The 26,157-nt window shown below is 71.0% G+C and carries 26 protein-coding genes and 1 pseudogene; 18 read left to right on the plus strand and 9 right to left on the minus strand.

What is annotated here, in order from left to right; translation table 11 throughout:
- Nucleotides 1-2 precede the first annotated feature (2 nt).
- From ABZ562_RS07820 to ABZ562_RS07855, 8 genes are all read left to right on the plus strand, one after another.
- A complete protein-coding gene (locus ABZ562_RS07820) occupies nucleotides 3-3,422 on the plus strand; it encodes a hypothetical protein (RefSeq protein ID WP_361475345.1) in 3,420 nt (1,139 codons plus the stop codon).
- A gap of 15 nt (nucleotides 3,423-3,437) precedes the next feature.
- Nucleotides 3,438-3,986: a hypothetical protein gene (locus ABZ562_RS07825; protein WP_361475347.1), complete on the plus strand. Its 549-nt coding sequence runs from the start codon at nucleotides 3,438-3,440 to the stop codon at nucleotides 3,984-3,986.
- A 71-nt stretch (nucleotides 3,987-4,057) separates the two neighbouring features.
- Nucleotides 4,058-4,879 carry a C1 family peptidase gene (locus ABZ562_RS07830; RefSeq protein ID WP_361475349.1) on the plus strand — a complete coding sequence of 274 codons (822 nt, stop codon included), beginning with the start codon at nucleotides 4,058-4,060 and terminating at the stop codon, nucleotides 4,877-4,879.
- Between the two features lie 28 nt (nucleotides 4,880-4,907).
- Nucleotides 4,908-5,132 carry a hypothetical protein gene (locus tag ABZ562_RS07835; RefSeq protein ID WP_361475351.1) on the plus strand — a complete coding sequence of 75 codons (225 nt, stop codon included), beginning with the start codon at nucleotides 4,908-4,910 and terminating at the stop codon, nucleotides 5,130-5,132.
- A 3-nt stretch (nucleotides 5,133-5,135) separates the two neighbouring features.
- Nucleotides 5,136-5,945, plus strand: coding sequence for a peptidoglycan-binding protein (locus tag ABZ562_RS07840; protein ID WP_361475353.1), 810 nt, complete (start codon nucleotides 5,136-5,138; stop codon nucleotides 5,943-5,945).
- A 35-nt stretch (nucleotides 5,946-5,980) separates the two neighbouring features.
- Nucleotides 5,981-6,304, plus strand: a complete 324-nt coding sequence (locus tag ABZ562_RS07845; protein ID WP_361475355.1) for a hypothetical protein — start codon at nucleotides 5,981-5,983, stop codon at nucleotides 6,302-6,304.
- Nucleotides 6,305-6,343: 39 nt separating this feature from the next.
- A complete protein-coding gene (locus ABZ562_RS07850) occupies nucleotides 6,344-6,661 on the plus strand; it encodes a hypothetical protein (protein WP_361475357.1) in 318 nt (105 codons plus the stop codon).
- A gap of 186 nt (nucleotides 6,662-6,847) precedes the next feature.
- Nucleotides 6,848-7,165, plus strand: coding sequence for a hypothetical protein (locus ABZ562_RS07855; protein WP_361475359.1), 318 nt, complete (start codon nucleotides 6,848-6,850; stop codon nucleotides 7,163-7,165).
- A 60-nt stretch (nucleotides 7,166-7,225) separates the two neighbouring features.
- Here ABZ562_RS07855 and ABZ562_RS07860 read toward each other — a convergent pair whose 3' ends face one another.
- The gene (locus ABZ562_RS07860; RefSeq protein WP_361475361.1) at nucleotides 7,226-7,888 is read right to left on the minus strand and encodes a helix-turn-helix domain-containing protein; all 663 of its coding nucleotides are present in this window, start codon (nucleotides 7,886-7,888) and stop codon (nucleotides 7,226-7,228) included.
- A 97-nt stretch (nucleotides 7,889-7,985) separates the two neighbouring features.
- Between ABZ562_RS07860 and ABZ562_RS07865 the strand changes: the two are divergent.
- Together ABZ562_RS07865 and ABZ562_RS07870 are read left to right on the plus strand one after the other, a co-directional pair.
- A pseudogene (locus tag ABZ562_RS07865) lies at nucleotides 7,986-8,435 on the plus strand (DUF6233 domain-containing protein); the annotation flags it as partial.
- A gap of 115 nt (nucleotides 8,436-8,550) precedes the next feature.
- Nucleotides 8,551-8,925, plus strand: coding sequence for a hypothetical protein (locus tag ABZ562_RS07870; RefSeq protein ID WP_361475553.1), 375 nt, complete (start codon nucleotides 8,551-8,553; stop codon nucleotides 8,923-8,925).
- A 527-nt stretch (nucleotides 8,926-9,452) separates the two neighbouring features.
- Here ABZ562_RS07870 and ABZ562_RS07875 read toward each other — a convergent pair.
- The 3 genes from ABZ562_RS07875 to ABZ562_RS07885 are packed head-to-tail and all read right to left on the minus strand — an operon-like array spanning nucleotide 9,453 to nucleotide 11,357.
- The gene (locus tag ABZ562_RS07875) at nucleotides 9,453-9,686 is read right to left on the minus strand and encodes a hypothetical protein (protein ID WP_361475363.1); all 234 of its coding nucleotides are present in this window, start codon (nucleotides 9,684-9,686) and stop codon (nucleotides 9,453-9,455) included.
- Between the two features lie 41 nt (nucleotides 9,687-9,727).
- Nucleotides 9,728-10,177, minus strand: coding sequence for a GNAT family N-acetyltransferase (locus ABZ562_RS07880; RefSeq protein WP_361475365.1), 450 nt, complete (start codon nucleotides 10,175-10,177; stop codon nucleotides 9,728-9,730).
- Between the two features lies 1 nt (nucleotide 10,178).
- A complete protein-coding gene (locus ABZ562_RS07885) occupies nucleotides 10,179-11,357 on the minus strand; it encodes a helix-turn-helix transcriptional regulator (RefSeq protein WP_361475366.1) in 1,179 nt (392 codons plus the stop codon).
- Between the two features lie 146 nt (nucleotides 11,358-11,503).
- Between ABZ562_RS07885 and ABZ562_RS07890 the strand changes: the two genes are divergently transcribed.
- Complete coding sequence (locus tag ABZ562_RS07890; RefSeq protein ID WP_361475368.1) at nucleotides 11,504-11,914, plus strand: hypothetical protein; 411 nt, start codon at nucleotides 11,504-11,506, stop codon at nucleotides 11,912-11,914.
- Entirely contained in the window at nucleotides 11,911-12,108 is a 198-nt protein-coding gene (locus ABZ562_RS07895) for a hypothetical protein (protein WP_361475370.1), read from the plus strand. The genes ABZ562_RS07890 and ABZ562_RS07895 overlap by 4 nt, the downstream gene beginning before the upstream one ends.
- 980 nt (nucleotides 12,109-13,088) lie before the next feature.
- On the opposite strand, the gene ABZ562_RS07900 is transcribed toward ABZ562_RS07895, so the two are convergent.
- Complete coding sequence (locus ABZ562_RS07900) at nucleotides 13,089-13,346, minus strand: helix-turn-helix transcriptional regulator (protein WP_361475372.1); 258 nt, start codon at nucleotides 13,344-13,346, stop codon at nucleotides 13,089-13,091.
- A gap of 478 nt (nucleotides 13,347-13,824) precedes the next feature.
- Between ABZ562_RS07900 and ABZ562_RS07905 the strand changes: the two genes are divergently transcribed.
- The 3 genes from ABZ562_RS07905 to ABZ562_RS07915 all read left to right on the plus strand — a co-directional run bounded on the left by ABZ562_RS07905 (nucleotide 13,825) and on the right by ABZ562_RS07915 (nucleotide 17,215).
- Nucleotides 13,825-14,280, plus strand: coding sequence for an Lrp/AsnC family transcriptional regulator (locus ABZ562_RS07905; protein ID WP_009713600.1), 456 nt, complete (start codon nucleotides 13,825-13,827; stop codon nucleotides 14,278-14,280).
- Between the two features lie 361 nt (nucleotides 14,281-14,641).
- Nucleotides 14,642-15,439 carry a carbon-nitrogen hydrolase family protein gene (locus ABZ562_RS07910; protein ID WP_361475374.1) on the plus strand — a complete coding sequence of 266 codons (798 nt, stop codon included), beginning with the start codon at nucleotides 14,642-14,644 and terminating at the stop codon, nucleotides 15,437-15,439.
- Between the two features lie 66 nt (nucleotides 15,440-15,505).
- Nucleotides 15,506-17,215 carry an NAD(P)/FAD-dependent oxidoreductase gene (locus ABZ562_RS07915; protein WP_361475376.1) on the plus strand — a complete coding sequence of 570 codons (1,710 nt, stop codon included), beginning with the start codon at nucleotides 15,506-15,508 and terminating at the stop codon, nucleotides 17,213-17,215.
- Between the two features lie 7 nt (nucleotides 17,216-17,222).
- On the opposite strand, the gene ABZ562_RS07920 is transcribed toward ABZ562_RS07915, so the two are convergent.
- On the minus strand, nucleotides 17,223-17,924 hold the full coding sequence (locus tag ABZ562_RS07920; protein WP_361475378.1) for a DUF5995 family protein: 702 nt from the start codon (nucleotides 17,922-17,924) through the stop codon (nucleotides 17,223-17,225).
- Between the two features lie 74 nt (nucleotides 17,925-17,998).
- The gene (locus ABZ562_RS07925; RefSeq protein ID WP_361475380.1) at nucleotides 17,999-18,883 is read right to left on the minus strand and encodes an NAD(P)-dependent oxidoreductase; all 885 of its coding nucleotides are present in this window, start codon (nucleotides 18,881-18,883) and stop codon (nucleotides 17,999-18,001) included.
- A gap of 133 nt (nucleotides 18,884-19,016) precedes the next feature.
- Between ABZ562_RS07925 and ABZ562_RS07930 the strand changes: the two genes are divergently transcribed.
- Nucleotides 19,017-19,856, plus strand: a complete 840-nt coding sequence (locus tag ABZ562_RS07930) for a helix-turn-helix transcriptional regulator (RefSeq protein WP_361475382.1) — start codon at nucleotides 19,017-19,019, stop codon at nucleotides 19,854-19,856.
- A 27-nt stretch (nucleotides 19,857-19,883) separates the two neighbouring features.
- Here ABZ562_RS07930 and ABZ562_RS07935 read toward each other — a convergent pair whose 3' ends face one another.
- Nucleotides 19,884-21,269, minus strand: a complete 1,386-nt coding sequence (locus tag ABZ562_RS07935) for a solute carrier family 23 protein (protein ID WP_361475384.1) — start codon at nucleotides 21,267-21,269, stop codon at nucleotides 19,884-19,886.
- A 189-nt stretch (nucleotides 21,270-21,458) separates the two neighbouring features.
- Here ABZ562_RS07935 and ABZ562_RS07940 point away from each other — a divergent pair, with 189 nt between their 5' ends.
- Nucleotides 21,459-22,934, plus strand: a complete 1,476-nt coding sequence (locus ABZ562_RS07940) for a VCBS repeat-containing protein (RefSeq protein WP_361475386.1) — start codon at nucleotides 21,459-21,461, stop codon at nucleotides 22,932-22,934.
- Nucleotides 22,935-23,065: 131 nt separating this feature from the next.
- On the opposite strand, the gene ABZ562_RS07945 is transcribed toward ABZ562_RS07940, so the two are convergent.
- Complete coding sequence (locus ABZ562_RS07945; RefSeq protein WP_361475388.1) at nucleotides 23,066-24,292, minus strand: MFS transporter; 1,227 nt, start codon at nucleotides 24,290-24,292, stop codon at nucleotides 23,066-23,068.
- 157 nt (nucleotides 24,293-24,449) lie between these two features.
- On the opposite strand from ABZ562_RS07945, the gene ABZ562_RS07950 reads away from it, so the two are divergent.
- Complete coding sequence (locus ABZ562_RS07950; RefSeq protein ID WP_361475390.1) at nucleotides 24,450-25,754, plus strand: alginate lyase family protein; 1,305 nt, start codon at nucleotides 24,450-24,452, stop codon at nucleotides 25,752-25,754.
- The last annotated feature ends 403 nt before the right edge of the window (nucleotides 25,755-26,157 follow it).

The following is a 26,157-nucleotide window of genomic DNA, read 5'->3' on the forward strand; positions in this document are numbered from 1 at the left end:
GTGTGGCCAAGCTGTCGAGCCTGGTCGACCCGTTCACGGACGGGTCGATCAACACCGCCCTGTGGAACAACACCACAGCGGGCGCCGTGACCCTGGACACGGTCAACGACCTCGTAATGCTCGCCTGCCCGACAACGAGCGGAGCGAACAACACCTTCGGCTCGAACCAGGTCTTCGACGCCACCGCGTCGCAGATCAGCGCGCAGATCGGGGTCGTGCCGAACGGCAACGGCGGCACCAAAACGATCTTCAAGCTGGTGGTGGACGCCAACAACTCCGTCGCCATCCGCGTCGAATCCGGCGTCTTCAAGTTCACGCTCCAGACCGCGGGCAGCACGGTCACCACCACCCTGCCCACGTACAGCCCGGACGCCCACCGCTGGTGGCGCCTCCGCGAAGCAGCCGGCACGTGGTACGCGGAGGCGTCCCCTGACGGGCTGTCCTGGAGCGTCCTGACCTCGTCCACGTACACCTGGACGGCTTCAGCGACGGCGATGACGTTCGTGCTCCAGGCGGGCGCGGCCGTCACCGAGCTCCCCGGGCAGAGCGCCACCATCCAGCACATCAACACCCCCCTCGGAGGACCGGCCAACCTGAACTGGCCGGCCATCGAGCACGGCTGGGGCGCCCGCTGGAACTGCAACGGCGGCGACTCCCCGCTCGACCGGTACACCGACATGGGCTCGCGCACCCGCGGCACGACCACCATCAACCGCGGCCGCCAGTACGAGCTGGACCAGGTGCGGGCCGCGGAGGCCAGCATCCAGCTGGCCAACCCGGACGGCGTTTTGGACCCGGTCAACACCTCCGGGCCGTACTTCGGGCACATCCTGCCGTACCAGCCGTACCGGATCCGCGCCCAGTGGCCCGCCACCCGCAACCTGCTCTCCCAGTTCCAGGCCACGGGCGGCGACCTCGGCGGCTACCCGCTGGGGGCCATCGACCAGGGCAACGCAGGACCGTCCACGTTCAACAGCACCGACGGCGCGAACTTCGTCACCGTTGCCAGCTCCAGCGCCTGGCAGGGCGGCACCGTCATCCAGGCATCCGTCCCCGTGGGCACGGCGCCACCGACCGGGATCCTGACCCCGGGCCTGATCTGCTGGACGCCGCAGCCCAACGCGCTGCCGGGCGAGACGTACACGATGCAGATGCGCGTCCGGAACATCACACCTGGCACATCGCTGCAGGTCGCGCCGTGCATCTACAGCATCACCGCCGCCGTCGTCGGCACCACCAACGTCGGCTCCGCGGTGACGCTGACTGGGTCGGCGACCGCCGGGTGGACGACGCTGACGATCACGGCCACCCTCGGGCCGGACGCCGCGTCCTCGACGTACGGCGTCCGGGTCGCGGCCACGGCCGCGGCGACGTGCACGATCCAGGTCGACGGCTGGCAGGTCGAGCACGGCTCCGTGGCATCGCAGTGGACGTGCCCGGGGACCTGGTACCCGATGTACGGGGGGTTCGTGGAGCGCTGGTCTCCGGAGTGGGAGATGTCCGGCACCTACGGCACCATGTCGCCCACCTGTGTCGACGCCTTCTCGCTGCTGTCGCAGGTCCAACTGTCGGACCCGCTCACCCTGGAGATCAACAACCACAGCCCGCGGTTCCTGTACAAGCTCGACGATCCCCAGGGTTCGACGTCCTTCGCGGACGCCACGGGCAACTTCCCACCGGCCCAGATCGGCGCGGCCAAGCTCGGACCCGGCTCGCTGGTCGCCGGAACCGCGATCACCTCAGCGTCCAGCACCGGCGCCTACACCGGCAGCGACGGCACGGTCGTCACCATCAGCAACCCGGAGCCGGGAACCGGCTTCGTTGACCCTGCGAGCTTCATCTCCCTCACTGGGGCCGGGATCAAGGGCCCGGCGAACACCGCAGGTGCATGGACGCGCATGATCGCGTTTCGCTACACCGGGCCGAACCCCACCGGCTTCGCCACCATGTGGTCATCATTCGACAAACGGGTGGGCGGCGGGTCCGCTCTTTACTGGCGCATTTCGACGGGCGGCCTGTTCCAGGTTGTGATTTCCGGGCCGACAGGCAGTGCTGCCCAATTCCAGCCGACCACCACGAACTACGCCGATTCGAACTGGCACCTGGCCATCGCCAGCTACGACCACGCCACCATGGTCATGTATGTCAGTATCGACAACAATCTCCAAGGTGGAGACATGGACCTGGCCTGGGAGCCAGCGGGGCTCGTGTCCGATTCGGTGGGTGGCTGGATCGATCCCACCACCGGTAACGGCAGTGCTTGGCAATACAAGGGCGATCTGTCGTTTGTCGCGGAATTTCCCACTGCCCTTTCTCCGACAGACATGACCAACTTGTATACCGCGTGGAAATCCTCCTGCGCGGGCGAATCCACCGATGCCCGGTACCGGCGCATCCTCCGCTACTCCGGCTACCTCGGCCCCTCGTCGATCCAGACAGGTCTCACGACCAGCATGGGCCCCGCAGCGATCGACGGGCAGGACGCCGTCACCGCGCTGCAGGCCGTGGTGGAGACCGAGGGCGGCGAGCACTACGTCGATCGTGCGGGCACGGTGACCTTCCGGTCCCGGTCGGCCCGCTACAACGCGATCACCCCCGCTCTGGTTTTCGGCGAGCGGGCCGATCTAGGCGAATGGCCGTACGAAGACTGCGCGCTCGACTACGACTCCACGCACCTGTCCAACCAGGTCACCGTGACCCAGGCGAGCAGCGGCCAGACGTTCTACGAGCAAGACCCGACCGGCATCACCAACTACTTCCCCCGCACTTTGACCCGCACCATCAACTCCAGCTCGGCGCTGGAGTGCCAGGACGCCGCCGGATACCTGCTCTCCCGCTACAAGCAGCCCGCCGTCCGCGTCGCCTCACTCAAACTGCACCCGAGCGCGAACCCGACGCTCTGGCCGGTACTCCTCGGCCTGGAACTGGGCGCCCGCGTCCGCGTCATCCGCCGGCCGCCCGGCGCCCCGCCCATCACCGTGGACTGCTTCGTCGAGAGCATCCAGTGGGACCTGGGCGACGACGCCGACGCGTGGGTCACTCTCCAGTGCTCCCCAGCTGACGTCACCCCCTACGGGGTGATCGCCGCGTGGCACACGACGCTCAAGACGAGCGTCGCGTCCGGCGTGACGAGCATCGTCATCAACGCCAGCCAGGACACCACCAACCCGCTCAAGCAGCAGCTCGCCGTCGGGCAGCAGCTCGTCCTCGGCCAGGGCACGGCCAACCAGGAGACCGTCACCATCTCTGCGATCGGCGCGACGAGTCCGGGCTGGACGAGCGCCACGATCGTCCTCACCGCGGCGACCACGAAGGCGCACACGGCCGGAGATCTCATCAACGAGCCGCTGCCCGCGGGCATCACCGACCCCACGACGTGGGACTCCGTCGCGGCCTTGGACGACATGGCCTTCGCATACTGAGAGAGGGGAGGCCGCATGGCCCGACTCGTTCCCACCGTTCCCACTGAGTCACCAGGGACGTTCTGGACCGCAGCCCTGTTCAACGCCACGGTGAAAGCGGCTGCGGACTTCGTCATCGGCTCGTCCGGCTCGACGGGTCCGCCCCGCTTCCGCGGGTACCAGAACTCCGCACAGTCGATCTCGAACGGCACCTTCACGTCGATCACCATCGACACCGAGGTCATCGACTCCGACGGCGGCCACTCCACCAGCACCAACACGTCCCGCTACACCTGTCAGGTCGCCGGAACCTACGCCGTCGGCGGGAGCGTGTGCTTCCCCGCCAACTCGACTGGCTCCCGCGGCGTGCGCCTCGCCGTCAACGGATCGTCGGTGCAGGGCGTCGCGAGCCTCATCCCCGCCGCGACCGGCAACTCGTGCGGCACCCAGGTCGCCACGATTCTCAGCCTGTCCGTCGGCGACTACGTCGAGATCCAGGGCTACCAGACGTCCGGCGGCGCCCTGAACACGGCGACCGCCTCCGACCTGGCCTCACAGCTCTGGGCCCTCTGGGTGTCCTTCTGACCCTGGCCGCTTGCCGCTTGCCGCTCGAACCACAGCCCCGTCGGGGCTTTTTCTATGCCTCGGAGGGCCCCTTGACCATCCGCTTCATCGACGAGCACCGCTCGCACCGCGGCGGCCGACTCGGCCGGCACGTCGAGCACGACCCCCGGTCGCGCGCCTACGCCCTGTCCGAGGACCTGCTGCCCAGCACGTACACCTCCGCGACCCACACCGTGCGAATCCCCGTGCTCGACCAGGGCGACCTCGGCTCGTGCACCGGCAACGCCGCGGAAGCGCTCGTCGGCTCCGACCCGCTGTACGCCGCCATCCCGACGACCGTGACCGCGCGGCCGACCGGGGACGCCGGCGCGGACGAGCGGCAGGCCGTTGCCCTGTACTCGGCGGCCACCCGGCTCGACCAGATCCGCGGCCAGTACCCGCCGACCGACACTGGCAGCACCGGCCTGGCCGTGGCGAAGGCGGCGCAGCGGGCTGGGCTCATCTCCGGCTATCAGCACGCCTTGTCGCTGGACGCCGCGCTGAAGGCGCTCACGGCGGCGCCGCTGATCGTGGGCGTCAGCTGGTACGAGGGCTTCGACTCTCCGGACGCCAAGGGCCTGGTCAAGGTCTCCGGGTCGGTGCGGGGCGGCCACGAGTTCCTGCTGTACGGGATCGACGCGGAGAACAAGGTGGTCCTCGCCCGGAACAGCTGGGGCACCAGCTGGGGGCGCGACGGCTGCTTCTCCTTCTCCTTCGACGACTTCGGCCGGCTCCTCGAGGAGGACGGCGACGCGACGCTCTTCGTCCCGCTGTCCAGCCCGGCCCCGACGCCCACGCCGACACCGACGCCCACCGACGTGGACGCCCAGCTGCTCGCCGCCTTCCAGACCTGGTGCACCGCCAAGGGCATCTGACCTCACCCCAACCAACCCTGGAGCCCGTATGGATGCCACCAACCGGCACCCCGGCACCGCGCACCTCGCGCGCTACTTCACCTACGACCACCTGCCCGCCAACCTGCAGACCGTCAGCCGCCTCTTCCACGACCTCGCCCAGGACCTGCTCGACCTGCTCCCCGACGGGCCTGAGCTGACCGTGGCGCTGCGGAAGCTCGTGGAAGCCAAGGACTGCGCGGTCCGGGCCAAGCTCGACAGCCGGGAGGTATGACCCATGACTGGTCTCCGTGACGAGTTCGTCAACCTCCTGCGCTCCCAGGTCGGCTATCACGAAGGCCGTGACCCGGACGGCGACTGGAACAACATCCAGAAATACAGCCAGGAGACACCGGGCCTGGAGTGGTCCGACGGGCAGGCGTGGTGCGCCACGTTCGAGTGCTGGGGCGCGCACAAGACTGGCCTCGAAGAGAACTGGCCGATGACCGCGTCCTGCTGGACCGCTGTCCAGTGGTGGAGGAGCCGCGGGCGGTTCACCGCGTACCCCGTCCTGGGCGGCCCCCTGTACATGGGCCCGGGCGGCGCCGACCACACCGAGATCGTGTACCGGTACGACGCCGATCAGGTGTGGTCCGTGGGCGGCAACACGAACGACAACGGGTCCTACCAGGGTGACGGCGTGTACGAGCACGTTCGTCCCCGGCGCGGCCCGGGTAGCCCGTACGGATACGGCGTGCCGGCCTACCCGGAGGGGACCGTCTCGGCGGACCCGGCCCTCGGCGGCACGCCTACCGCGTCGGTCGCTGTCCCGGCGCGTGCCTACGAGCCCTTTCCGGGTGCCGCGTTCTTCATGCGGGGTGACGAGCCCGCGCTCGGCAAGTCCTCCCCGGTCTTCACCGCCATGGGGAAGCGCCTCGTCGCCGTCGGCTGCGGCCGGTACAAGGTCGGCCCGGGCCCGAAGCTCGGCCAGGCCGACGTCGACTCCTACGAGGCGTGGCAGCGCAAGTGCGGCTACTCGGGTGCCGCCGCGACCTGGCCGCCCGGCAAGACGACCTGGGACAAGCTCCGCGTCCCCAAGGCCACCTGACCCCTCAACCAGTCCTCCAGAAACGGATCTGCACCATGCCCCTCACCGATGCACAGCTCTGGGCCGCAGTCCTCGGCTACCTCCTCCCGCCCGTCATCGCGGTCGTCGCCCAGCCCCGCTGGACGGGCCCTGTGAAGGGTCTGCTCATGCTCGTCGTGGCGGTCCTCGACGGGCTGGGTACGAGCTACTTCAACGACCAGTTCTCCGGCAAGAGCGTCGTCACCTGCATGCTCATCGCGGCCCTCGCGATCGGGGTCGCGTACCACACGCTGTGGCGTCCGTCGGGGATCGCGCCCGGCATCGAGGCGGGCACCTCCACGGGCGGCCGCGTCACGTCCGCGCCCGTCCAGGAGATATGAGGCCGCGTCGTTGAGACCGATTCGTGAGGGAGGCGACCGATGGCTGCGGACCTGATGGGCATCAATGTGGTTCAAGGCGGAGCGGTCGCCCTCCTCGCCGTGGCGGTCCTGATGGTCCTCACCGGTCGCCTCATCCCGAGGCGCACGTACGACGACCTGAAAGAGGAACGCGACACCTGGCGGAACGCGGCCCTGGAGTCCGAGAAGGGACGGGCCGAGGACCGGGCACAGGTCGGCGAGCTGCTGGAGACCACGCGGACCACCGGCCACGTGCTGGCGTCGCTACCTCTGCCCGGCGATCAGGGGGAGGTGCCTGCTCGTGATCCCCTGGATGAGACGTCGGCGCCGCGGCCGTGAGAGTCCTGGGCAGCGGGCTGCGGCGGCAGCTCTGAAGCGGGCGACGGCTGCGCGGGAGGAGTCGGAGGCCCGGCGGCCGGTGGTGCGTGCAGAGGCGGCGAAGATGCGGCGCCTTCGGCAGGAGAACCATTTCGCGGCCAAGATCCGGGCGGCTTACGGCGGGGGGTCGTGATGGGAGGGCTGGGAGTGGATCAGTGGGTCAACGTGGTCGCGTCCTGTCTGGTCTTCCTGACCTGCGCGGCTTTCGCTGTGGTGTATCACTGGCTCGCGCCGTGGTGGAGATCGGATGTGGGCCGGAACCTGATGGCGTTCGCGGCGTCCGTCGGCCTGCTGTGCCTGTACACGATGTTGATCGCGGTGTGGCCGGACGGCTGCGCGGCGGTCCTGTTGCGGAGTTGCCGGGTCGCGGTGCTGGTGGCGATCGCGGTGTTGATGGCGCAGCGGACGCGGATGGTGGTTCGGGCGCAGCGCGGGCCGGTCGGTAGGAAACGTGCCGACAAGTAGTCCAACGATGGATCGCCCCGCCCCTGCATCGCGCAGGCGGCGGGGCGCTTCGTCATTCGGTCAGACCACCTCGCGGGCACGCTTCTCGGCGCGGTCGACCAGTTCTCGCTCCTGGACGCCGAGTTCTTCGAGCGCGTGCACGGAGAGGGCGGCGAGAAGGGTGCTGGCCTGGTTCGACGTATCGCGAATACCGAGCGCGTCGGACAACATCACCTGGTCCGACTTCGGCATGCCGCGGCGGATCAGCGTGAAGATGGCGTCATTGAAGAGGATGCGGTCCTCTTGGTCACGCAGCCACTTGTCGAGGGTGGGTCGGCTGATGCCAAGGTTCTTGGCGATGGCGTCTTTGGTGTCGCCGTTGCTCCTGGCCCGCCGGATGAGGGCCTCCCGGTCGGCGAGGGCGATCGTCTCGTGGCGGGCCTGGGCGGCGGCGTGAGCACGGAGGGCGGCCAGCGTGTTGTCGGGGGCGTCCTCGATGCGCTGCTGCGCGGCGACTTCGAGTTCCCAGCCGATCCAGGTGAGGAGGTCGGCGCGAGTCTGGAGAGCGTCGGTCTCGCTGGTGACGAGGGTGGTGAAGTCGATCTGCTCCATGTAGCGGTCGGCGATGTCGCCGTGGGGGAGGGTGCCGGCGAGGAGCTGGTCGAGTTCCTCGGGGGTGACGAAGTCCTGGAGGCCGGGGCCCTCGAAGTTCAGTAGGTCGATGATGTTGGTGTGGGCGCTCATGGGTCCTCCTGCTCTCAGCCTCAACGTAAAGAGACTTTACGTTCCGAGGCGAGGAACGTAAAGCGCCTTTACGATTATTCGAACTAGAATCCGAATCATGGATGCGGAGGAATGGCGAGCCAAGGCCGGGCCGTGGGCTCGCGCCCGACTGCCCGACGATCAGCAACTGGACGTCATCGTCACCAGCTGGACCCGCACCCCGGACGGGCAGTGGTGGGCTGAGGCCGAGGCGATCCTGCCCACGCGGCACGAGGACGGCGCCGGTCGCAGCCGCCCCGTCGGAGCGCCCACCGCGATCACGCTCGCCGCCGACCGGGTCGACCCGATCCCGGGGGAGGACTACTCGCTCGTGCCGCGAGAAGGTGCGATCGCCGGGCGGCAGTGGGCGCTGGAGAAGCTGCACCAGCACACAGAGGAAGCCCCCGCCCGCCGCCTCCACCGCCGCGACTGCTGGCAGGCCCGCGACAGCCACACCCGCATCACCACCACCGAGGCGATCGAGCTGTTGGGGAGCACCGCCATTGCGATCTGCGACGTGTGCCGCCCGGATCGTGCGCTCCAGCGGCGCTTATGGGGTGCCACACTGGACGCGGCCCTCGTCGCATCCCCCGTCGGCGGGGACCGCTGCCGTATCCCGAACGGCGCGGCCCCGTTGAGAGGGCATGAAGAACACCACCGTGCAGTACAGCGGCAGCAGCGTCGGGCAGGCACTCAAACGGTGCCTCGCCGCGATGTCGGCCGACTCGACCGTCTTTCCGAAGCAGGCCACCACGAGCTGCTTCATCATCAACGGCCTGGTCCGCACCGAACGCCTCGCATGGCGCGGCCAGGGCGGCAGCAACCTCTTCCGCGTCGGGATCGGCAGCGGCGGCGACTGGGCGCCCATCGAGGAAGCATGGGACGACGGGCACCTGCCGGACGATGAGCTGGAGGAGTTGTTCATCGAGCACGTCATCCTGGAAGACATGATCGCCCAGGAGCCGGAGCAGTGGGGCTTCCCCGGGGACGATTACACGATCGTCGTGGCGCCTGCCTGACGGGGCCGGCGCCCGGGGTTACGCTCAGAACATCTATCCGATCACTGCCAGGCTGCGGCAGCTCGGTTGCGACCCGCCCCGCCAGTTCGGCGGGGCGGTGGCACGTCAGGCCGCTTCCGCCAGGTGGGCGTGCTGGGCTGCGGCCCATGCCCTGAGGAGTCGTTCGTACTCCGCCCGTTCCGCCGCGTACAGGGGTCGCCCCGCGCGCTCGCGCATAAACGCCCTGATTGCCTCATTCGCGGACTCGACGGCACACGACTGCACTGGGCGGGCAGGTCTGGGGGACATGTCGACAAGCGTACGGCGAGGGGCTGACAGAGCACCTCTCTCAAGTCCCTTGGCGCCGTGTGACCTTCGCCGCTGATCATCCGGACGCCGTGGCGCGCCGGCGGGGTGGTGCACCGCAGCCTCCGGCCGCTCTCGCTCTGGGGTGCCGGCGCCTCTGACCCTTAATTCCGGGCGTGAATTCTTCACGGCGATTGCTAAGCCTCCTCTCGGCGCGGCCGGGAGGGGGCGTTTCGTCGTGCTCAGCCGTCGCTTGGGTCGGGGTGCCGTACGGCCTTCTTGACCGCGGCTTCCAGCTCGGCCCGGCTGAGTCCGGCTTCTCGGGCGTGCTCGGTGACGGCGGCCTGGCTGGCGGAGGCGGCTTCGAACCAGCGTTTCCACTGCGCTTCGTGCTCGGTGTCCGCGAGCCCGGTGAGCTTGGCGCGTTCGGCATCGGCCGCTGTCTGGAGTTCAATCAGCCTGTCGGGAATGTCCACGCCGTGGATCATAGGCCGCGCATCCAGCAGCGAAGGCGTCCCTACTTCTGAAGGCGATAAATCACCTTCTCGTCTTGCGGCGCCACGCCCAGCGCTGCATAGAACGCGAGCGCCGCAGGGTTATCGCGATCCGCCGTCCACTCCACACGCGAGCACCCCGCCTCGGCGGCCTCCTTGCGCAGCGCAGCCATCAGCGCGCCCGCCACACCGCAGCGCCGAGCTGAGGCACGGACGAACAGCTCCTTCAGATACAGGCTGGCGTCAGCTCCCGCTGCTGGCCAGAGGAAGGAGTACGAAGCCATGCCGACCACCGACGTGTCGTCGTCGCGGGCCAGCAGGACCGTGGCCACCGGACGGCCGCCGAACAGCGCATGGTGGATCTGGTCGAGGTCGCCCGGCGTGTTCTGGCCTCCGTAGTACTCCTCGATCTCCCCGAGCATCTCGGAGATCACACCTGCGTCGGTCGCTGTTGCCCGGTCGATCCTCACCATGTCAGCCCTCCACGTCACCAGGGGGCAGCGCCAGCACCTCGCGCAGCACCCGCATCTCCGGCAGCGCCTGCCCTGCCCGAGGCACCCTAGCTGCCAGCTCTTCCGCGCGGTACATGATCAGGGCGCTGCGGTGCTCGGCGGGAAGGGCGACGATCGTCCGTGTAGCGGTTTCTGCTGCCTCGGCTGTCTGCCCGTCTGCCAGTAGACAAAGTGCCTGGTCGAGCTGAATGAGAGTCCGGTCGGTGTGGTCCTCGACCGGGTAAAGTTCCAGCGCCCGCGCGTGCTGATCGCGGGCGCGAGCGGTCTCGCCGAGGTGGGTGCAGGCGTTTCCGGCATGGAAGGCGAGCTGGGCTTCGGAGTAGCCGAACGCACTACCGATGCGCTCGGCCGGGTCGAGCCGCTCCAGCGCCGTCTCCGCGCGGTGGAGGGCGTCGGCTGCCGCGTCGTTGCGTTGGAGCACCGCGTGGGCGCGCGCCTCCAAGGGCGCCGCGAGAGCATCGCCGACGCATGGCAGTCCTCCGGCGAGTTGCTGCGCGCGAACGGCGAACTCGACGGCGCCCAGCACCTCGCCGCTGTAGTAGAGCTGGTAGGACTCGTGCGCGTAGATCCATGCCAGGGTGGCTCGGTCCTCGGCCGCTGCTGCGGCGGCCCGGCCGGTGCGCCACCAGTCTCGTGCGGACGATTCCCCGAGCTTCAGCAGGGTGAGCGCCATCAGCCCGGCCATCTGCGCTGTCGCAATCGTGAGGGCGCGCCGTGCCGGCGCGGCGTGGCGGTGGGACAGCAGTAGCCGCAGATCGGAGAAGTCGCTGATCAGGTCGGGCAGATGCTCGGCCTCGGGCCGGTAGCGGGTAGCTCGGCCGTGGCGGGCGATCGTGTATGTCCACTCTTCCAGTGTGGCGTCGGTCATCGGTCCGGCCGCGAGCGCTTCGTGCACCCCGCGTTGAAGGGTGGCCGCCTGCTCGATCGGCGATGCGCCGGGGCGGACGGAGGCCAGCGCGATGAGTTCGCCACCGGCGTCGAGCGCGCTGTCGAGTGCTTCTGCGATCTCCGGGGTGGGAGACCGCTTCCCTCGTTCGAGGTCGGAGACATGGGTCTTGCCGCAGTTGGCGAGCTGTGCGACGTCGCGTACGGAGCGGCTGCCGCGTAGCCGACGTAGGGCCTGGCCGAAGGTCTCATGCATGTGCGCCTCCGTGTCCGCAGTGTCCGCAGCGGTGCGGACAGCGGCGGACACTCAACTCCTGTGCGTGAGCATCCGTGTCGGAAACGCTACCTGCAACGCGCCTCCTCAAGCGGCGTGGCGATGAGAGTTTCTGTCCAGGGAGCGTCATGACGACCAGAGCCGAGCAGTGGACGCCGCCGCGTGACGGCGTAGAGATGGTCGAGGTTGGCCCGCACTGGGACGTCCTACGCGCCCCCGTCGAGATCGGCGAACGCGCCCTCGCCTTACTCGGGGAGACGAGCGGTGCCGTCATCGCGGACTACAGCCTCATGTACTGGCTCATCCCCAGCGGCCACGCCGAGCGCTGGGGCCGTCTCCAGAGAGACATCCACGCTCTCGGCGCGCACGGCGCCGAGACCACGTACGTCGGCGTACCGCCCGAGGGTTGGACGGAGGGCCCGCGCCTGCACTGGCGCATCCCCGCGAGCGACGGCCGGTACCTGACCGACCCTCACCGGCTGCGCCTGGCCCTGGCCCGAGCGCTCGCCGAGCCTGCCGAGGAGGCGACGGCCCTGTGACGACACAGATCTGCGCCCGCTGCGACAAGCCCACCAGCCAGCCGGTCCTGGTCGCGGTCGAACACAGCGCCAGCGTCGGCGGCCGCACCATCTACGCCTGCCCGGGGAAGTGCGCCGAGAGCTTCCCCCGCCAGTCCGACCCGTTCCGCGGCGGCCTCATGGCCCGCTACGTGCCCGTCAGGCAGATGCGATGACGGCCCCCGAGCAGCCGCCCGCGACGGTCACCGCCCTGGTGGATCCCGACACGCTCACCCACGCCCAAACCGGCGGCTGGGACTGCGTCCACTGCGGCCGCCGCCTCGGCGACACCGGCCAGCCGTTGGGCACCGTGACCATAAAGTGCGGCTCCGCCCGTGTGGTCCGCGAGGTGTGGGTGTGCGCGCCCGCGTGCGGCGTCCACCCAGCCCACCCCGAGCCGACGCCCTGGAGTCTGTTCCTCGACCACGCCATGGGCTGCGCCGACTGCCAAGGCGGTGAGCGGTGCGCCGCCGGGAACGAGCTTCACCACGCGGTGCGGGCCCCCCTCCCTGGAGGCGCACTGTGACCTCCCACCCCCTGGGCGCACAGCGCGCCGAACGACGGCTACGCGCCGCCGGATACATCCCCCTGGAGCCGTACCCGGGCCGCGCGGATGTCCCTTGGCCGTCGCAGTGCGCTACGTGCCGGACGGTCCGCTACCCCACGGTGACGGGCGTGATCCAGGACCGATGCCATCACGTCCGCCGGGAGCTGCCGCCGCCACGCAGACGCGCCGCGGCCTCATAGACCGGGCGGGCCGCTGCTGATCCGGTCCCCCCGGCCGGACGTGCCCTCGGCGGCTCGCCCTCTCAGCCCCTCTGGTCGGCCTCGCGGCGGTCGGCCACAGGGAGACGGGGCTCCGGCACCGGCCAGGCATCCGCGCCGGAGCCCCGCCGTACGAAGACGCACCACCCCATCGAGAGAGGCATGCATGACCAGCAGGCGAGACACCATCCGCGCAGCCACGTCCAGCCGAGACGTGCGCCCGTCCAGCGATCAGGCAGCCCGTCAGGGAGACCTGGCCGACCGGCACGTACGGCAGAGCACGCACGTCTGTGACGACTCTTGCGAAGACCCGTGCATGCACGCCGCCGCCAACCCCTAAGCCCCCGCCCCGGCCGCCCCCTTGGTGAGGACGGACCGGCCGGGGCGGGCATCACTTCGGGTGTCGCGGCTCTACTCCGCGCACCAGCTCGGCCAGCGGTACGCCCAGGGCGTCAGCAATCCGGATCAGGGTGTCGAGGGACGGCGCCTGGTGGCCCTGCTCGATCCTGTTCATCGCCTGTCGGTCCATTTCGGCCCGCTCCGCCAGCTTCTCCTGGGTGAGGTTGCGCCAGGTTCGCAGCTCACGAAGGCGGTCGCCGCAAGCCCGGCGGCGGGCGAGGATCCAGTCGGGAGGCGGGGCGGACGGCACCCGTCAACGGTCGAGCGATCAAGATCGTTTGTCTGTATCGTTAACCGTACATTCTTCGATCTTGAGTAACACATGCCGCCTGGTAGGCGCAGACGGTCTTGGGGGTAGATATATGCATGGCGCACAGAACCATGCATGAGCCCTCTGCAAGCGCCCGGTCGGGGATGCCGCCGTGGGAAGCGCCCCCCGACCGGGCACCGCCCCTCGCCATTGTGCGGGGGGCGGCTTCGTTGCGTCGACCTGCGATTTCAGCCCCGTACGGAGGGGGTTCTGAGGGAGTTGAGTCGCTGAGGGAGTGCTGAGGGGGGCCCGTATCGGAAGGCCGCGACAGACAATGAAAGAGGCTGAAAGATGACAATGCCCTGGTGGCGGCCGACAGAAGGAGAACGCGCAGGTCCCGGTCCCTCTGATGTGCTGTACTTCGCATACGGCATGCGCCGATCCCGACTGGCCACAGCAGAGAAGTGACTCCCCCGCAGTGCGACTGAACGACCTCGACGAACGCATCGTCCACGCCCTCGCCGAAGACGCCCGCCGCTCCTACGCCGACATCGGCGAACTGGTCGGCCTGTCCGCCCCCGCCGTCAAACGGCGGGTGGACCGGCTGCGGGCCGACGGCGCCATCACCGGCTTCACCGTACGGGTGGACCCGGCGGCGCTGGGCTGGGAGACCGAGGGGTTCGTCGAGCTGTACTGCCGGCACAACACCTCGCCCGACGACATCCGCCGGGGCCTGTCGCGCTACCCCGAGGTGGCGTCCGCGTCGACCGTCACCGGCGACGCGGACGCCGTCGTGCAGGTCTTCGCCGCGGACATGCGCCACTTCGAGCGGGTGCTGGAGCGGATAGCGGGCGAACCGTTCGTGGAGCGCACCAAGTCGGTGCTGGTGCTGTCGCCGCTGCTGCGCCGCTACACCTCGGGCGCCCCGACGTAGGGGGTGTCGTGTGGATCATGCCGGGCTCCCGACGCCGCTGTGACATCAGCCGCTGCCGCGGCGGGCGGCACCTCGCGGCCCCGCGCTCGTCGCACGCAGCGCCGCTGCGCTCTCCTCACGCGGGTTGCGAGCTACCGCACCAGACGCCGCTCGCTGATCCGGCCTGATCCACAAGACACCCCCTGAACCCCCGGCCCCGGGGCGGCACCTCGCCGCCCCGGGATCTTCGCGCAACGAATCGCCGCAGCGCGCCGAAAACGCGTAACGGATCCACGTGGAGCGCGCAACGATCGCGGCTTGTCGGCCGTTCTCGGCGCAACGTACCGTTTTCTGCGTACGTCCCGTCTCCCCAGAGGTCTCCATGCCGCCGCTGCGCACCGCCCTGCTCCAGAGCTCCGGCCACCCCGGCGACCCCGCCCGTAACCTCAAGGTCCTCGACGCCGCCGCCGGGCGCGCCGCCGCGGACGGGGCCGGGCTGCTGGTCACGTCCGAGATGTTCCTCACGGGCTACGCCATCGGCGACGGAGTGCACCGGATGGCCGAGCCCGCCGACGGGCCCGCCGGAGCGGCCGTGGCCCAGATCGCCGCCGACCACGGCATCGCCGTCCTCTACGGCTACCCGGAGCGCGCCGGTGGGGCCGTCCACAACTCCGCCCGCCTGGTCGGCCCCGACGGCACCCCGCTCGCCAACTACCGCAAGACCCACCTCTTCGGCTGCTTCGAGAACGACTGGTTCACCCCCGGCGACACCGCGGTCGTCCAGGCCGAGCTGGGCGGGCTGACGATCGGCATCATGATCTGCTACGACGTGGAGTTCCCGGAGAACGTCCGGGCCCACGCCCTGGCCGGGACGGATCTGCTGCTGGTGCCGACCGCGCAGATGCACCCCTTCCAGTTCGTCGCCGAATCCCTCGTCCCGGTACGGGCCTTCGAGAGCCAGATGTACATCGCGTACGTCAACCGCAGCGGCCCCGAGGGCGAGTTCGACTTCATCGGGCTGAGCTGCCTGGCCGGGCCCGACGGCACCATGCGCGCCCGGGCCGGGCGCTCCGAGGAACTGGTCCTCGGCGACGCCGACCCCAGGCTGCTGGCCACCTCGCGCCGGATCAACCCCTACCTGCGCGACCGCCGCCCCGGGCTGTACGGCTCCCTCGGCTGACCCCGGACCCCCTTCCCCCTCCTCCCTCACCCTCACCCCGCTCGATCCGCAAGGAGTCCGTACCCGATGACGTCCACGGTGCCCACCGCCGTCCACGACGAGCACGCGTCCGAGCACGCCGCCACCCTCCCGCCCGTCACCATGTTCGGCCCGGACTTCCCGTACGCCTACGACGACTTCCTCGCCCACCCCGCGGGGATCGGCCAGATACCGGCGACCGAGCACGGCAGCGAGGTCGCGGTCATCGGTGGCGGACTGTCCGGCATCGTGACCGCGTACGAGCTGATGAAGATGGGCCTGCGGCCCGTCGTCTACGAGGCCGACCGGATCGGCGGGCGGCTGCGCACCGTCGGGTTCGAGGGCTGCGACGGGGAACTGACCGCCGAGATGGGCGCGATGCGCTTCCCGCCGTCCTCCACCGCGCTCCAGCACTACATCGACCTGGTGGGGCTGACGACCCGGCCGTTCCCCAACCCGCTGGCCCCGGACACCCCCTCCACCGTCGTCGACCTCAAGGGCGAGTCCCACTACGCCCGCACCATCGACGACCTGCCGCAGGTGTACCGCGAGGTCGCGGACGCCTGGAACGCCTGCCTGGAGGAGGGCGCCGACTTCTCCGACATGAACCGCGCCATCCGCGAGCGCGACGTCCCGCGCATCCGCGAGATCTGGGCGCGGCTCGTGGAGAAGCTCGACAACCAGACGTTCTACGGCTTCCTCTGCGACTCCCCGGCCTTCAGGTCCTTCCGGCACCGGGAGATCTTCGGGCAGGTCGGGTTCGGCACCGGCGGCTGGGACACCGACTTCCCCAACTCCATCCTGGAGATCCTGCGCGTCGTCTACACCGAGGCCGACGACCACCACCGCGGCATCGTCGGCGGCAGCCAGCAGCTTCCGCTGCGGCTGTGGGAGCGCGAGCCGCGGAAGATCGTCCACTGGGCGCCGGGCACCTCGCTGTCCTCCCTGCACCACGGCTCCCCGCGCCCGGCCGTGACCCGGCTGCACCGTGCCGCGGGCGACCGGATCGTGGTGACGGACGCGAGCGGCGACATCCGCTCGTACCAGGCGGTCGTCTTCACCGCGCAGTCCTGGATGCTGCTCTCCAAGATCGACTGCGATGACTCGCTCTTCCCGATCGACCACTGGACGGCGATCGAGCGCACCCACTACATGGAGTCCAGCAAGCTCTTCGTGCCCGTCGACCGGCCGTTCTGGCTGGACAAGGACGAGGAGACGGGCCGGGACACGATGAGCATGACCCTCACCGACCGGATGACCCGCGGCACCTACCTCTTGGACAACGGCCCGGACCGGCCCGCCGTCATCTGCCTCTCCTACACCTGGTGCGACGACAGCCTCAAGTGGCTGCCGCTGTCCGCCAACGAGCGGATGGAGGTCATGCTGAAGTCGCTGTCGGAGATCTATCCGAAGGTCGACATCCGCAAGCACATCATCGGCAGCCCGGTAACGGTGTCCTGGGAGAACGAGCCGTATTTCATGGGCGCGTTCAAGGCCAACCTGCCCGGCCACTACCGCTACCAGCGGCGGCTGTTCACCCACTTCATGCAGGACCGGCTGCCCGCCGGACAGCGCGGCATCTTCCTCGCCGGGGACGACATCTCCTGGACCGCCGGCTGGGCCGAGGGCGCCGTCCAGACCGCGCTCAACGCCGTGTGGGGCGTGATGCACCGCTTCGGCGGCGCCACCGACCCGCACAACCCGGGCCCGGGCGACGTGTACGACGAGATCGCGCCCGTCGAACTCCCCGAGGACTGAGGGCCCCTCATGCGGCGGACGGCAGGGGAGTGAGCAGACAGCGCCCGACGAGCCCCACGCTCTTGTCGATCCGCTCCGCGAACTCTTCCACCACCTCCGGCAGGGCCCGTAGCCCCCACAGGGCGCGGAACGCCGCCCACGCGGCGTCCCGCGCCGCCTCCAGGCTCCAGGAGCCGACGAGATGGGTGAGCGGATCGGCCGCCTCCAGCAGATCCGGGCCGGGCATCAGCTCCTCCCGGATCCGCTCCTCCATCCCGGCCAGCAGCACCCCGACCCGCTCGAAGTCGCCCTCCAGGGCGGCCGGTTCGGCGCCCCGGGCCCGGCAGGTGTCCACCAGCGCGAGCGCCAGGTCATGCCCGATGTGGGCGTTGATCCCGGACAGCGCGAACTGCACCGGGCGGACGGCAGGGTGGGCCCGCAGCTCGAACAGCGGCCGCCAGCAGGCGGGCGGCCGCCGCCCCGCCGCCCCCGCGTCGACCGCCGCCAGATAGCGGGCGGCGAACCGCACGTCCAGCTCCTCGGTGGCGGCCGCGTCCCGGAAGTAGCCGGACCCGAGGCGGCGGCCGACCTCCGCGGTGACCGACAGATACACCCGGTTGAAGACCGCCACCCCGTCCTCGGGCGGCAGCGCCGCGCCGAGCGCGCTCATGCGCGCCACGACGCTCTGCACGGTACGCGGCGTCTCGATCCGCTGGGCGGGCATCGTCATGGGCAACAGCGTGGCAGCGCCCGCACGGGCGTGGGCGCCGGTGGGCCGTCACATCCCCCGGACGGACCAAGGTTTCAGAGCGCGCCCGCGTCGCGGGCCGTCCACATCGTCGGATACAGCGGACGCCAGCCCAGTTCCTCGCGCAACCGCAGGTTGGAGGTGCACCCCCACCAGGTGTCGCCGTCCGTCCGCTCGGTCATGCCGTGGGGGAGCGGCGCCCCGAGGATCTGATGCAGCTCGACGGCGGTCGCCGGGGCGTCGTCCACGATGTTGTACTTCCGCCCCGACACCGAGCCGCCCGCCGTACCGCCGGGCGCGCGCAGCAGCCGCAGCAGCGCCTGGGTCACGTCCGCGTGGTGGACCATGGCCAGCCGCTGGTTCCCGGCCCAGCCCCGGGCCGGCCGGAGCGCCTCGGCCAGATGCGGGTCGCCGTCCCCGTAGACGAAGGACAGGCTGCCGATCCGCAGGTCCAGACCGTGGTCGCGGTGCAGCGCCAGCAGCTCCCGCTCGGCCTCCGCCTTCGAGGCGGGGTACGCGCCCCACAACACGCCGCCGGGCACGCTCTCGTCGTCCTCCACCAGCGGCCGCCCGCGCGAGGCGCCGTACACGAGATTGGTGCTGACCTGGACGAACCGGCTCGTGCCCGCCTCGACCGCGGCCCTTCCCAGCGCGACCGCGGCGTCCCGGTTGACCGCCCACGCCTCCTCGTCCGGCACCCCGCGGAACGCCGCCGCGATGTTGACCACGGCGTTCGCGCCGTCCATCGCCTTCCGCAGGTCCTTCTCCTCGCGCAGATCACCCACCGCGACCCGCGCGCCGAGCGCCGCGAACGGCGCGCCCCGCTCCTCGTCGCGGACCAGCACCCGTACCTCGGTACCGGCCCGGGCCCCGTCCAGCAGCCGCTTCGCGAACCGCTGCCCCACGCGGCCTGTCACACCCGTCACCAGAATCAACGGCATTCGATCATCCATCCTTCGCTCCCGACCGGTTGGCCGTAAGCCTGGGACGGGCGGTGCGACGACGGGAGGGACCCGCGTATCCAGGGATCGGCAGACCCTGGATGGGGAACGGCCATGGCGCGACGATGGAGCCGTGCACCGTACGGAACTCGCGGACTTCCTGCGCCGCTGCCGCGCCCGCCTCGGCCCCACCGACGTGGGGCTGACCCCCGGCCCGCGGCGGCGTACGCCCGGGCTGCGCCGGGAGGAGGTCGCCCAGCTCACCGGCATGTCCCCGGACTACTACACCCGGCTGGAACAGGCCCGTGGCCCGCGCCCGTCCCGCCAGATGCTGACCGCGCTCGCCCGGGCGCTCCGGCTCACCGATGACGAACGCGACCACCTCTTCCACCTGGTCGGGGAGGAACCGCCGCGCGACCGCACCATCTCCGGGCATGTGCGCCCCGGGCTGCTGCGGGTCCTGGACCGGCTGTACGACACCCCGGCCCAGGTGATCACCGACTGGGGCGATGTGCTGGCGCAGAACGCGATGGCGGCCGCCCTGGTCGGCGACATCACCGCCCGCCCGCCCGAGGACCGCAACATCGTGCGCTCCATCTTCAGCGGGCGGTATCGCTCCTGGGCCTTCCCGCCCGAGGACCTCGACGAGCACGCCCGCGTCCACGTCGCCAACCTCCGCGCCGTGGTCGCCGCCCGCCCCGACGACCCGGCCCCGGCGGCCCTGGTCGCCGAACTCCGGGCGGCGAGCGCGGAATTCGCGGCCCTGTGGGAGACCCACGAGGTCGCGGTGCGCCGCTCGGTCGTCAAGCGCTTCGTCCACCCGGTGGTGGGGCTGCTGGAGCTGGAGTGCGAGGTCCTGCTGAGCGCGGAACACGCCCAGAGCCTGATCGTCCACACGGCGGCCCCGGGCAGCGAGTCCGCCGACCGGCTGGAACTGCTGCGGGTGGTGGGCCTGCAGTCCCTGACCCCCTGAGCCCCGGCCTCGGTTCGGGGACGGGTCCTACGGCTTGCGGTCGTCGTCGTACGTGCTGGTCCCCGCGTCCAGCAACGGCTCACGCGACGGCTTCAGATGCTCCGGCGCCAGCGCCCGCAGCACGTGATAGCCGACGATCACCACGATCGTCCCGAGCGCGATCCCGCTCAGCTCGAAGTTGTCGCTGATCTTCAGGTTCACGCCGCCGACGCCGATGACCACGCCCGCCGCCACCGGCACCAGGTTCAGCGGGTTCCGCAGGTCCACGTCGTTGTGCACCCAGATCTGCGCGCCGAGCAGCCCGATCATGCCGTAGAGGATCACCGTGATGCCGCCCAGCACCCCGCCCGGCACGGCCGCCACGACCGCGCCGAACTTCGGGCACAGGCCGAAGAGGAGGGCGAATCCGGCGGCGGCCCAGTAGGCGGCGGTGGAGTAGACGCGGGTGGCGGCCATGACGCCGATGTTCTCGGAGTACGTGGTGGTGGCCGGGCCGCCGACCGCGGTCGACAGCACGGTCGCGGCGCCGTCCGCCGCGATCGCCGTGCCGAGCTGGTCGTCGAGCGGATCGCCGATCATCTCGCCGACGGCCTTCACATGCCCGGCGTTCTCCGCGATCAGCGCGATGACGACCGGCAGCGCGACCAATATCGCCGACCAGTGGAACTCGGGCGCGTGCAGGGACGGCAGCCCGACCCAGTCGGCCTTGGCGACGCCGGACAGATCCAGTCGCCAGTGGTCGGTGACCCGACCGCTGCCCCCGATGGAGTGGATCTTGCCGAAGACCCGGTCGAAGACCCAGGAGACCGCGTAGCCGAAGAGCAGCCCGAGGAAGATCGCGATCCGGGACCAGAAGCCGCGCAGACACACCACGGCCGCGCCGGTGACCAGCATGGTCAGCAGCGCGGTCCACTGGTCGGCGGGCCAGTACGTCGTGGCGGTCACCGGCGCCAGGTTGAAGCCGATCAGCATGACCACCGCGCCGGTCACCACGGGCGGCATGGCCGTGTGGATGATGCGCGCCCCGAACCGCCGCACCGCGAGCCCGCTCAGCAGCAGCGCGGCGCCCACCACCAGGATCGCCCCGGTGACGGCGGCGCTGCCGCCGCCCTGCGCCCGGATCACCGCGGCCACGCCGACGAACGACAGGCTGCAGCCCAGATAGCTGGGCACCCGGCCCCGCGTCGCCACCAGGAACAGCATGGTCGCGACCCCGGACATCATGATCGCGAGATTGGGGTCAAGACCCATCAAAACGGGCGCGACGAAGCTGGCCCCGAACATCGCCACGACATGCTGTGCGCCGAGGCCCGCCGTCCTCGGCCACGACAGCCGCTCATCCGGCCGGACGACGGCGCCCGGGGCCGGGGTGCGCCCGTCGCCGTGCAGGGTCCAGCGCATGCCGAGGCCCATGACTGCTCCACTTCGTTTCCGCATACAGGGGAGATCCGCGTGACAGGGGGATCGGAGCAATGTTAGTTGGCCGAAATCGCACCGCTCGGCCCTCGCCCGGGTCCGCAACCCGGCGGTTGGTCGACAACTGGGCAACAGACCTTCGACCGCCCTGGAGTTCGCTCCGTACGGGGTGTGAGGGTGGCGCGCATGGCATCTCGATCCACCTCCCACGCCCTCGCCGCCTGCGCCCTCTGCCTGGTCCTCGTCCCGCTCACCGGATGCGGCCCGGACGGCGGCGAAGCGTCCTCCTCCAAGGGCGGGACCCCGGCCGCCGGGCAGCCCGGCGCGCCCACCGAGAGCCGGGCGCCGTCCCGGGGGAAGGGGTCGAAGGACCCGGACGACCTCAACGGGGACGGCCACCGTGATCTCGTGGTGCCCCTCTTCGCCAAGCCCGGCCAGGATCCCGCCGAGGGCGCCGACGAACGGGTCGGCGTGGTCTACGGCTCGGCGAAGGGCCTCGACCCCGCGACCCGCACCGTCCTGGGCCGCCGCGACCTGGGCCTGCCCGGCCCGCCGGCGAACCCTCCGGTCGGCGCCGTCGGACGCGACTCCGTCTCCGCCGAGGACGTGGTCACCGCCGATCTGGACGGCGACGGCTTCGCGGACGTCGTCACGACCGCGCCGTCGGGGGAGCGCGTGGAGGACGGGAACATCAGCGCGCCGCCGTCCACCCCGTACGTCCTGTGGGGCGGCCCCGACGGCCCGCGGAAGGGCGCCGGGGCGACCCGGCTACGACTGCCCGAGAGCGCGTCGAAGCTGGGCGTGACCTCGGCGGTGCGCGGCGACTTCGACGGCGACGGCCACCACGACCTCGCGGGGCTCGCCCAGAACCAGTCCGCCACGGTGGTGCTGTACGGCCCGTTCACCCGCTCCGGCGAGCCGAAGCGCACCGACACCGCCCTGCCGTACATGGACGGAGACCTGGCCGCGGACGCCATCGACCCGTCCGGCAAGGCCCGCGCGACATCCCTGCTGGTCCACGCCGTCAGCGACGGCGAGCAGTCCGGCAACACCCTCTACCCGGCCCGCCGCGGCACCGGCCTGTCCGCCGAGGGCAGGAAGCTGCGCGGCGGGAACGCCCACGCCTTCGGCGACTTCGACGGCGACGGACAGCGCGATGTGGCCGTCGGGGACGACGGCGGCCGCAACGACGAGCCCGGCGAGGGGACGGAACCGCAGGACGTCGACGGAAAGCTGACCGTGTACCCGGGCAGCGGCGGCGCACCGGTCGCGCACGAGCTGCCCGAGGCGCCCAAGGGCGCGCGCACCGACTACGGCCCCGGGGGGTTCGCGGCCGCCGACCCGGACGGCGACGGCCGCGACGGCATCCTGGTCGCCACGTACGAGGGCGCCACGCTCATCGACGGCGACCGGCGCACCCCGGTCACGCGGCAGGGGCCCGCGAAGGCCGGCGGCGAGAAGACACCGAAGAAGTGGCGGCACGCCCGGCCCGCGGGGGCCGCCGACTTCGACGGCGACGGCAAGGACGAGCTGATCCTGAACTGGGGGTCCGGCACCCTGTTCGGCCTCTACGGCGAGCAGCCCACCCACTGGTGGATCACCGACGGCACCGGCTCCCGGGACAAGACCTCCTTCACGACCACGGAGTTCGTGTCCCGCTAGGGGGTGTCGTATGGATCAGGCCGGATCAGCGAGCGGCGTCTGGTGCAGCGGGGCCGCGAGGTGCCGCCCGCCGCGGCAGCGGCTGATGTCACAGCGGCGTCGGGAGCCCGGCATGATCCACACGACACCCCCTAGGACGACGCCGTATCCGGGGCGCGGTCCGCCCGGCCGGGCTCGGGGGCTCCGCCCGGGGCCGCGGCGGCGGATCCGCGCAGCACCCCGGCCCCGGCCACCAGCCCCAGCGCCAGCGCCGTGACCAGGCCGAACGAGGCGGTCAGCGAGGTCATGTCGGCGATCGAGCCGATCGCCGCCGGTGCGACCAGACCCGAGGTGTACGTGATCGTCGCGACGCCCGCGATCGCCTGGCTCGGCGCCGGGCCGCTGCGCCCGGCGGCGGCGAAGGCGAGGGGGACGACGACCGCGATGCCCAGGCCGATGAGGCCGAAACCGGCGATCGCGGCCACCGGGCCCGTGGCCGTGACCACCAGCACCCCGCCGAGCGTGGCCAGCACGCCACCCGCCCGTACGGTCCGCACCGGGCCGATCCGCCCCACCACCGCGTCACCGGCGAACCGGGCCGCGGCCATCGTGCAGGAGAAGGCGGTGGTGCAGGCGGCGGCGACGCCGGGGGAGGAGTCCAGCACCTCCCGCAGATAGACCGCCGACCAGTCCAGGCTCGCGCCCTCGGCGAAGACCGCGCAGAACCCCACCGCGCCGATGACCAGCGCCGAGCGGGGCGGCAGGGCGAAGCGGGGCGGCGGATGCTCGTCGGGTGCGCCGCGCAGGTCGAGCACCCACCGGCACGCGCCGGTGCCCAGCAGCGTGAGCACCGCGGCGGCGATCCCGAGGTGCACCCGGGCGTCGCTGTCGGCATGGGCGGCCACCGTGCCCGCCGCCGAGCCGAGCAGCGCGCCCGCGCTCCACATGCCGTGCAGCCCGGACATGATCGACCGGCCGAGCCGTTCCTCGATCTCCACACCGAGGGCGTTCATGGCGACATCGGCCATCCCGGCGGTCGCCCCGTAGACGAAGAGCGCCCCGCACAGCCACACCAGGCCGGGGGAGAGCGGGGGCAGCACCAGGGACAGGCACCACAGGGCGATCAGCCCGCGCAGCGCGGTGCGGGGCCCGAAATGGTGGCTGATCGCCCCGGCCAGCGGCATCGCACAGGAGGCGCCGATGGCGGGGAAGGCGAGGGCGACCCCGAGCTGACCGGCGCTGATGCCCAACTGCTCCTGCACCCAGGGGATACGGGTGGCGAAGTTGCCGGTGACCGCGCCGTGGACCGCGAACACGGTGGCGACGGCCATGCGGGCGCGCCGCACGTCACGCGGGGACGGTTCCGTGCCGCCGTTCATCGACGCTCATCGCTGCTCATGTCCGTACTCTGCGCATGCCCGGCGGCCCGGCTCAAGGCTATTTCAGCACGATCTCTTGTCGTGGTCATGGTCCGTCTCTACTCTGACGTCCAATCTCGATTCTGAATATCGTTCAGGTATCTGATTGGAGTGCTCGATGGTTGCGACTCCAGCGGAGCGCGGGAGATCCCCCCGTGCGATCGTCGCCCTCGCCGTCCTGCTCGCCCTCCTGACCGCCCTCGCGGCGCCGTCCGCCCATGGCGCCGAGCGCGGCCGATGGGCGGGGCGGGTGCCGGACACGGTGGTGCTCGACGGCTCCAGGCTGGCCCTGACCAAGCTGAAACTCCAGTTAGGGGACCGGGGGCTGAAGCGGACCCTGCGCGACCTGACCACCCAGGCCGACCAGTGGATGACCCAGGGGCCGTGGACCGTCACCGACAAGGACCAGGTGCCGCCCAGCGGTGACAAGCACGACTACTTCAGCCAGGCCCCGTACTGGTGGCCGAGCAAGCCCAAGACCGAGGACAATCCGTATGGCTGCCCCTACGTTCAGAAGGATGGCCAACGGAATCCCGATGTGGACAAGATGACGGACCGTCCCGAGGTCGGAAAGGTCTTCGAATCCGCCTACGAGCTCTCCCTCGCCTGGTACTACACCGGCAAGCGCGGCTACGCCGAGCACGCCGCCGACATCCTGCGCACCTGGTTCGTCACCCCGGCGACCCGGATGAACCCCAGCCTGAACCACGCCCAGTTCATCCCCTGCAAGTACGACGGCCGCTCCATCGGCATCATCGACTTCTCCCAGGGCTTCACCAGCCTCCTGGACGCCGCCGCCATCCTCGACACCGGCGCCCCGGGCTGGACCAAGGGCGACCACGCGGGCTTCCGCACCTGGAACAAGCAGTTCCTGGACTGGCTGGTGAACAGCGACTTCGGCAAGGAGGAGAGCGCCGCCGAGAACAACCACGGCACCTTCTCCGACATGCAGGTCGCCGCCATCGCCGCCGCCGTGGGCGACCGGGACCTCGCCCGCACGGTGCTGCGCGAGGCCCGGACCAAGCGCATCGACAGCCAGATCGCGGCCGACGGCAGCCAGCCCCAGGAACTCGCCCGCACCCGCAGCTTCCACTACTCCACGTTCAACCTCGTCGCCTACACCCGGATGGCGGCCGTGGGGCGGCACGTCGGCGTCGACCTGTGGCACTACACCGGCCCCACCGGGGCGAGCCTGTTCAAGGCCGTCGACTTCCTGCTGCCCGCCGCCACCGGGGCCAAGCCCTGGCCGTACCCCGACCTGGAGTTCAAGGCGTACGCCGCGAGCGACCTGGTGCACGCGGCGGCCGACGCGGGCGACCGCCGGGCCCGCGCGGCCCTCGGCAAGCTCCGGACCCCGCCCGGCGGCGACCTGTGGTCGCTGCGCCCCGCGGTGGAACAACTCGACAGCATCGCGCAGGGCTAGGGGGCTTTCCCCCACCCCGCCCCTTCCCGACCCGGGGGCTTGCCCCCCGGGCCCCCGTCCCGGGGAGGCTCCGCGGGGCCGATCGCGCAGGAGTTGGGGGGCTTTGCCTCGCTCCGGCGTCTTCCCGAAGCGGAGTCAAGCGTCCGCCCCCCGGTTCGGGGTTTCCGGGGGGCCGACCGTGCAGGGGGGCTTTCCCCTGCCCCGCCCCTTCCTGAACCGGGGGCAAGCCCCCGGGCCCCCGGCTCGGGGAGGCGCCGGGAGGCTCCCCGGGCCGATCGCGTCCGCCGGGTCGGGGGATCGGGCGGCGAGCCCTGCCCGGGCCCCGGCCCGGGAACGGCGGAGCCATCACCGCATGGCCGGGACGCCGACCCGGCCGGCGTGGTGTTCGCCGGGGGCCCGGGGG

It is taken from the genome of Streptomyces sp. NPDC019937, assembly GCF_040631655.1.
GTDB lineage: Bacteria > Actinomycetota > Actinomycetes > Streptomycetales > Streptomycetaceae > Streptomyces.

Bases quoted from the DNA above. Each gene is read 5' to 3' on its own strand.
- ABZ562_RS07880 (WP_361475365.1), bottom strand. From the start codon at position 10,177: ATGGTGAGGATCGACCGGGCAACAGCGACCGACGCAGGTGTGATCTCC.
- ABZ562_RS07840 (WP_361475353.1), top strand. From the start codon at position 5,136: ATGACTGGTCTCCGTGACGAGTTCGTCAACCTCCTGCGCTCCCAGGTC.
- ABZ562_RS07885 (WP_361475366.1), bottom strand. From the start codon at position 11,357: ATGCATGAGACCTTCGGCCAGGCCCTACGTCGGCTACGCGGCAGCCGC.
- ABZ562_RS07850 (WP_361475357.1), top strand. From the start codon at position 6,344: ATGGCTGCGGACCTGATGGGCATCAATGTGGTTCAAGGCGGAGCGGTC.
- ABZ562_RS07940 (WP_361475386.1), top strand. From the start codon at position 21,459: ATGGCATCTCGATCCACCTCCCACGCCCTCGCCGCCTGCGCCCTCTGC.
- ABZ562_RS07870 (WP_361475553.1), top strand. From the start codon at position 8,551: ATGAAGAACACCACCGTGCAGTACAGCGGCAGCAGCGTCGGGCAGGCA.
- ABZ562_RS07835 (WP_361475351.1), top strand. From the start codon at position 4,908: ATGGATGCCACCAACCGGCACCCCGGCACCGCGCACCTCGCGCGCTAC.
- ABZ562_RS07910 (WP_361475374.1), top strand. From the start codon at position 14,642: ATGCCGCCGCTGCGCACCGCCCTGCTCCAGAGCTCCGGCCACCCCGGC.
- ABZ562_RS07915 (WP_361475376.1), top strand. From the start codon at position 15,506: ATGACGTCCACGGTGCCCACCGCCGTCCACGACGAGCACGCGTCCGAG.
- ABZ562_RS07950 (WP_361475390.1), top strand. From the start codon at position 24,450: ATGGTTGCGACTCCAGCGGAGCGCGGGAGATCCCCCCGTGCGATCGTC.
- ABZ562_RS07945 (WP_361475388.1), bottom strand. From the start codon at position 24,292: ATGAACGGCGGCACGGAACCGTCCCCGCGTGACGTGCGGCGCGCCCGC.
- ABZ562_RS07860 (WP_361475361.1), bottom strand. From the start codon at position 7,888: ATGAGCGCCCACACCAACATCATCGACCTACTGAACTTCGAGGGCCCC.
- ABZ562_RS07825 (WP_361475347.1), top strand. From the start codon at position 3,438: ATGGCCCGACTCGTTCCCACCGTTCCCACTGAGTCACCAGGGACGTTC.
- ABZ562_RS07890 (WP_361475368.1), top strand. From the start codon at position 11,504: ATGACGACCAGAGCCGAGCAGTGGACGCCGCCGCGTGACGGCGTAGAG.
- ABZ562_RS07845 (WP_361475355.1), top strand. From the start codon at position 5,981: ATGCCCCTCACCGATGCACAGCTCTGGGCCGCAGTCCTCGGCTACCTC.
- ABZ562_RS07935 (WP_361475384.1), bottom strand. From the start codon at position 21,269: ATGGGCCTCGGCATGCGCTGGACCCTGCACGGCGACGGGCGCACCCCG.
- ABZ562_RS07925 (WP_361475380.1), bottom strand. From the start codon at position 18,883: ATGCCGTTGATTCTGGTGACGGGTGTGACAGGCCGCGTGGGGCAGCGG.
- ABZ562_RS07920 (WP_361475378.1), bottom strand. From the start codon at position 17,924: ATGACGATGCCCGCCCAGCGGATCGAGACGCCGCGTACCGTGCAGAGC.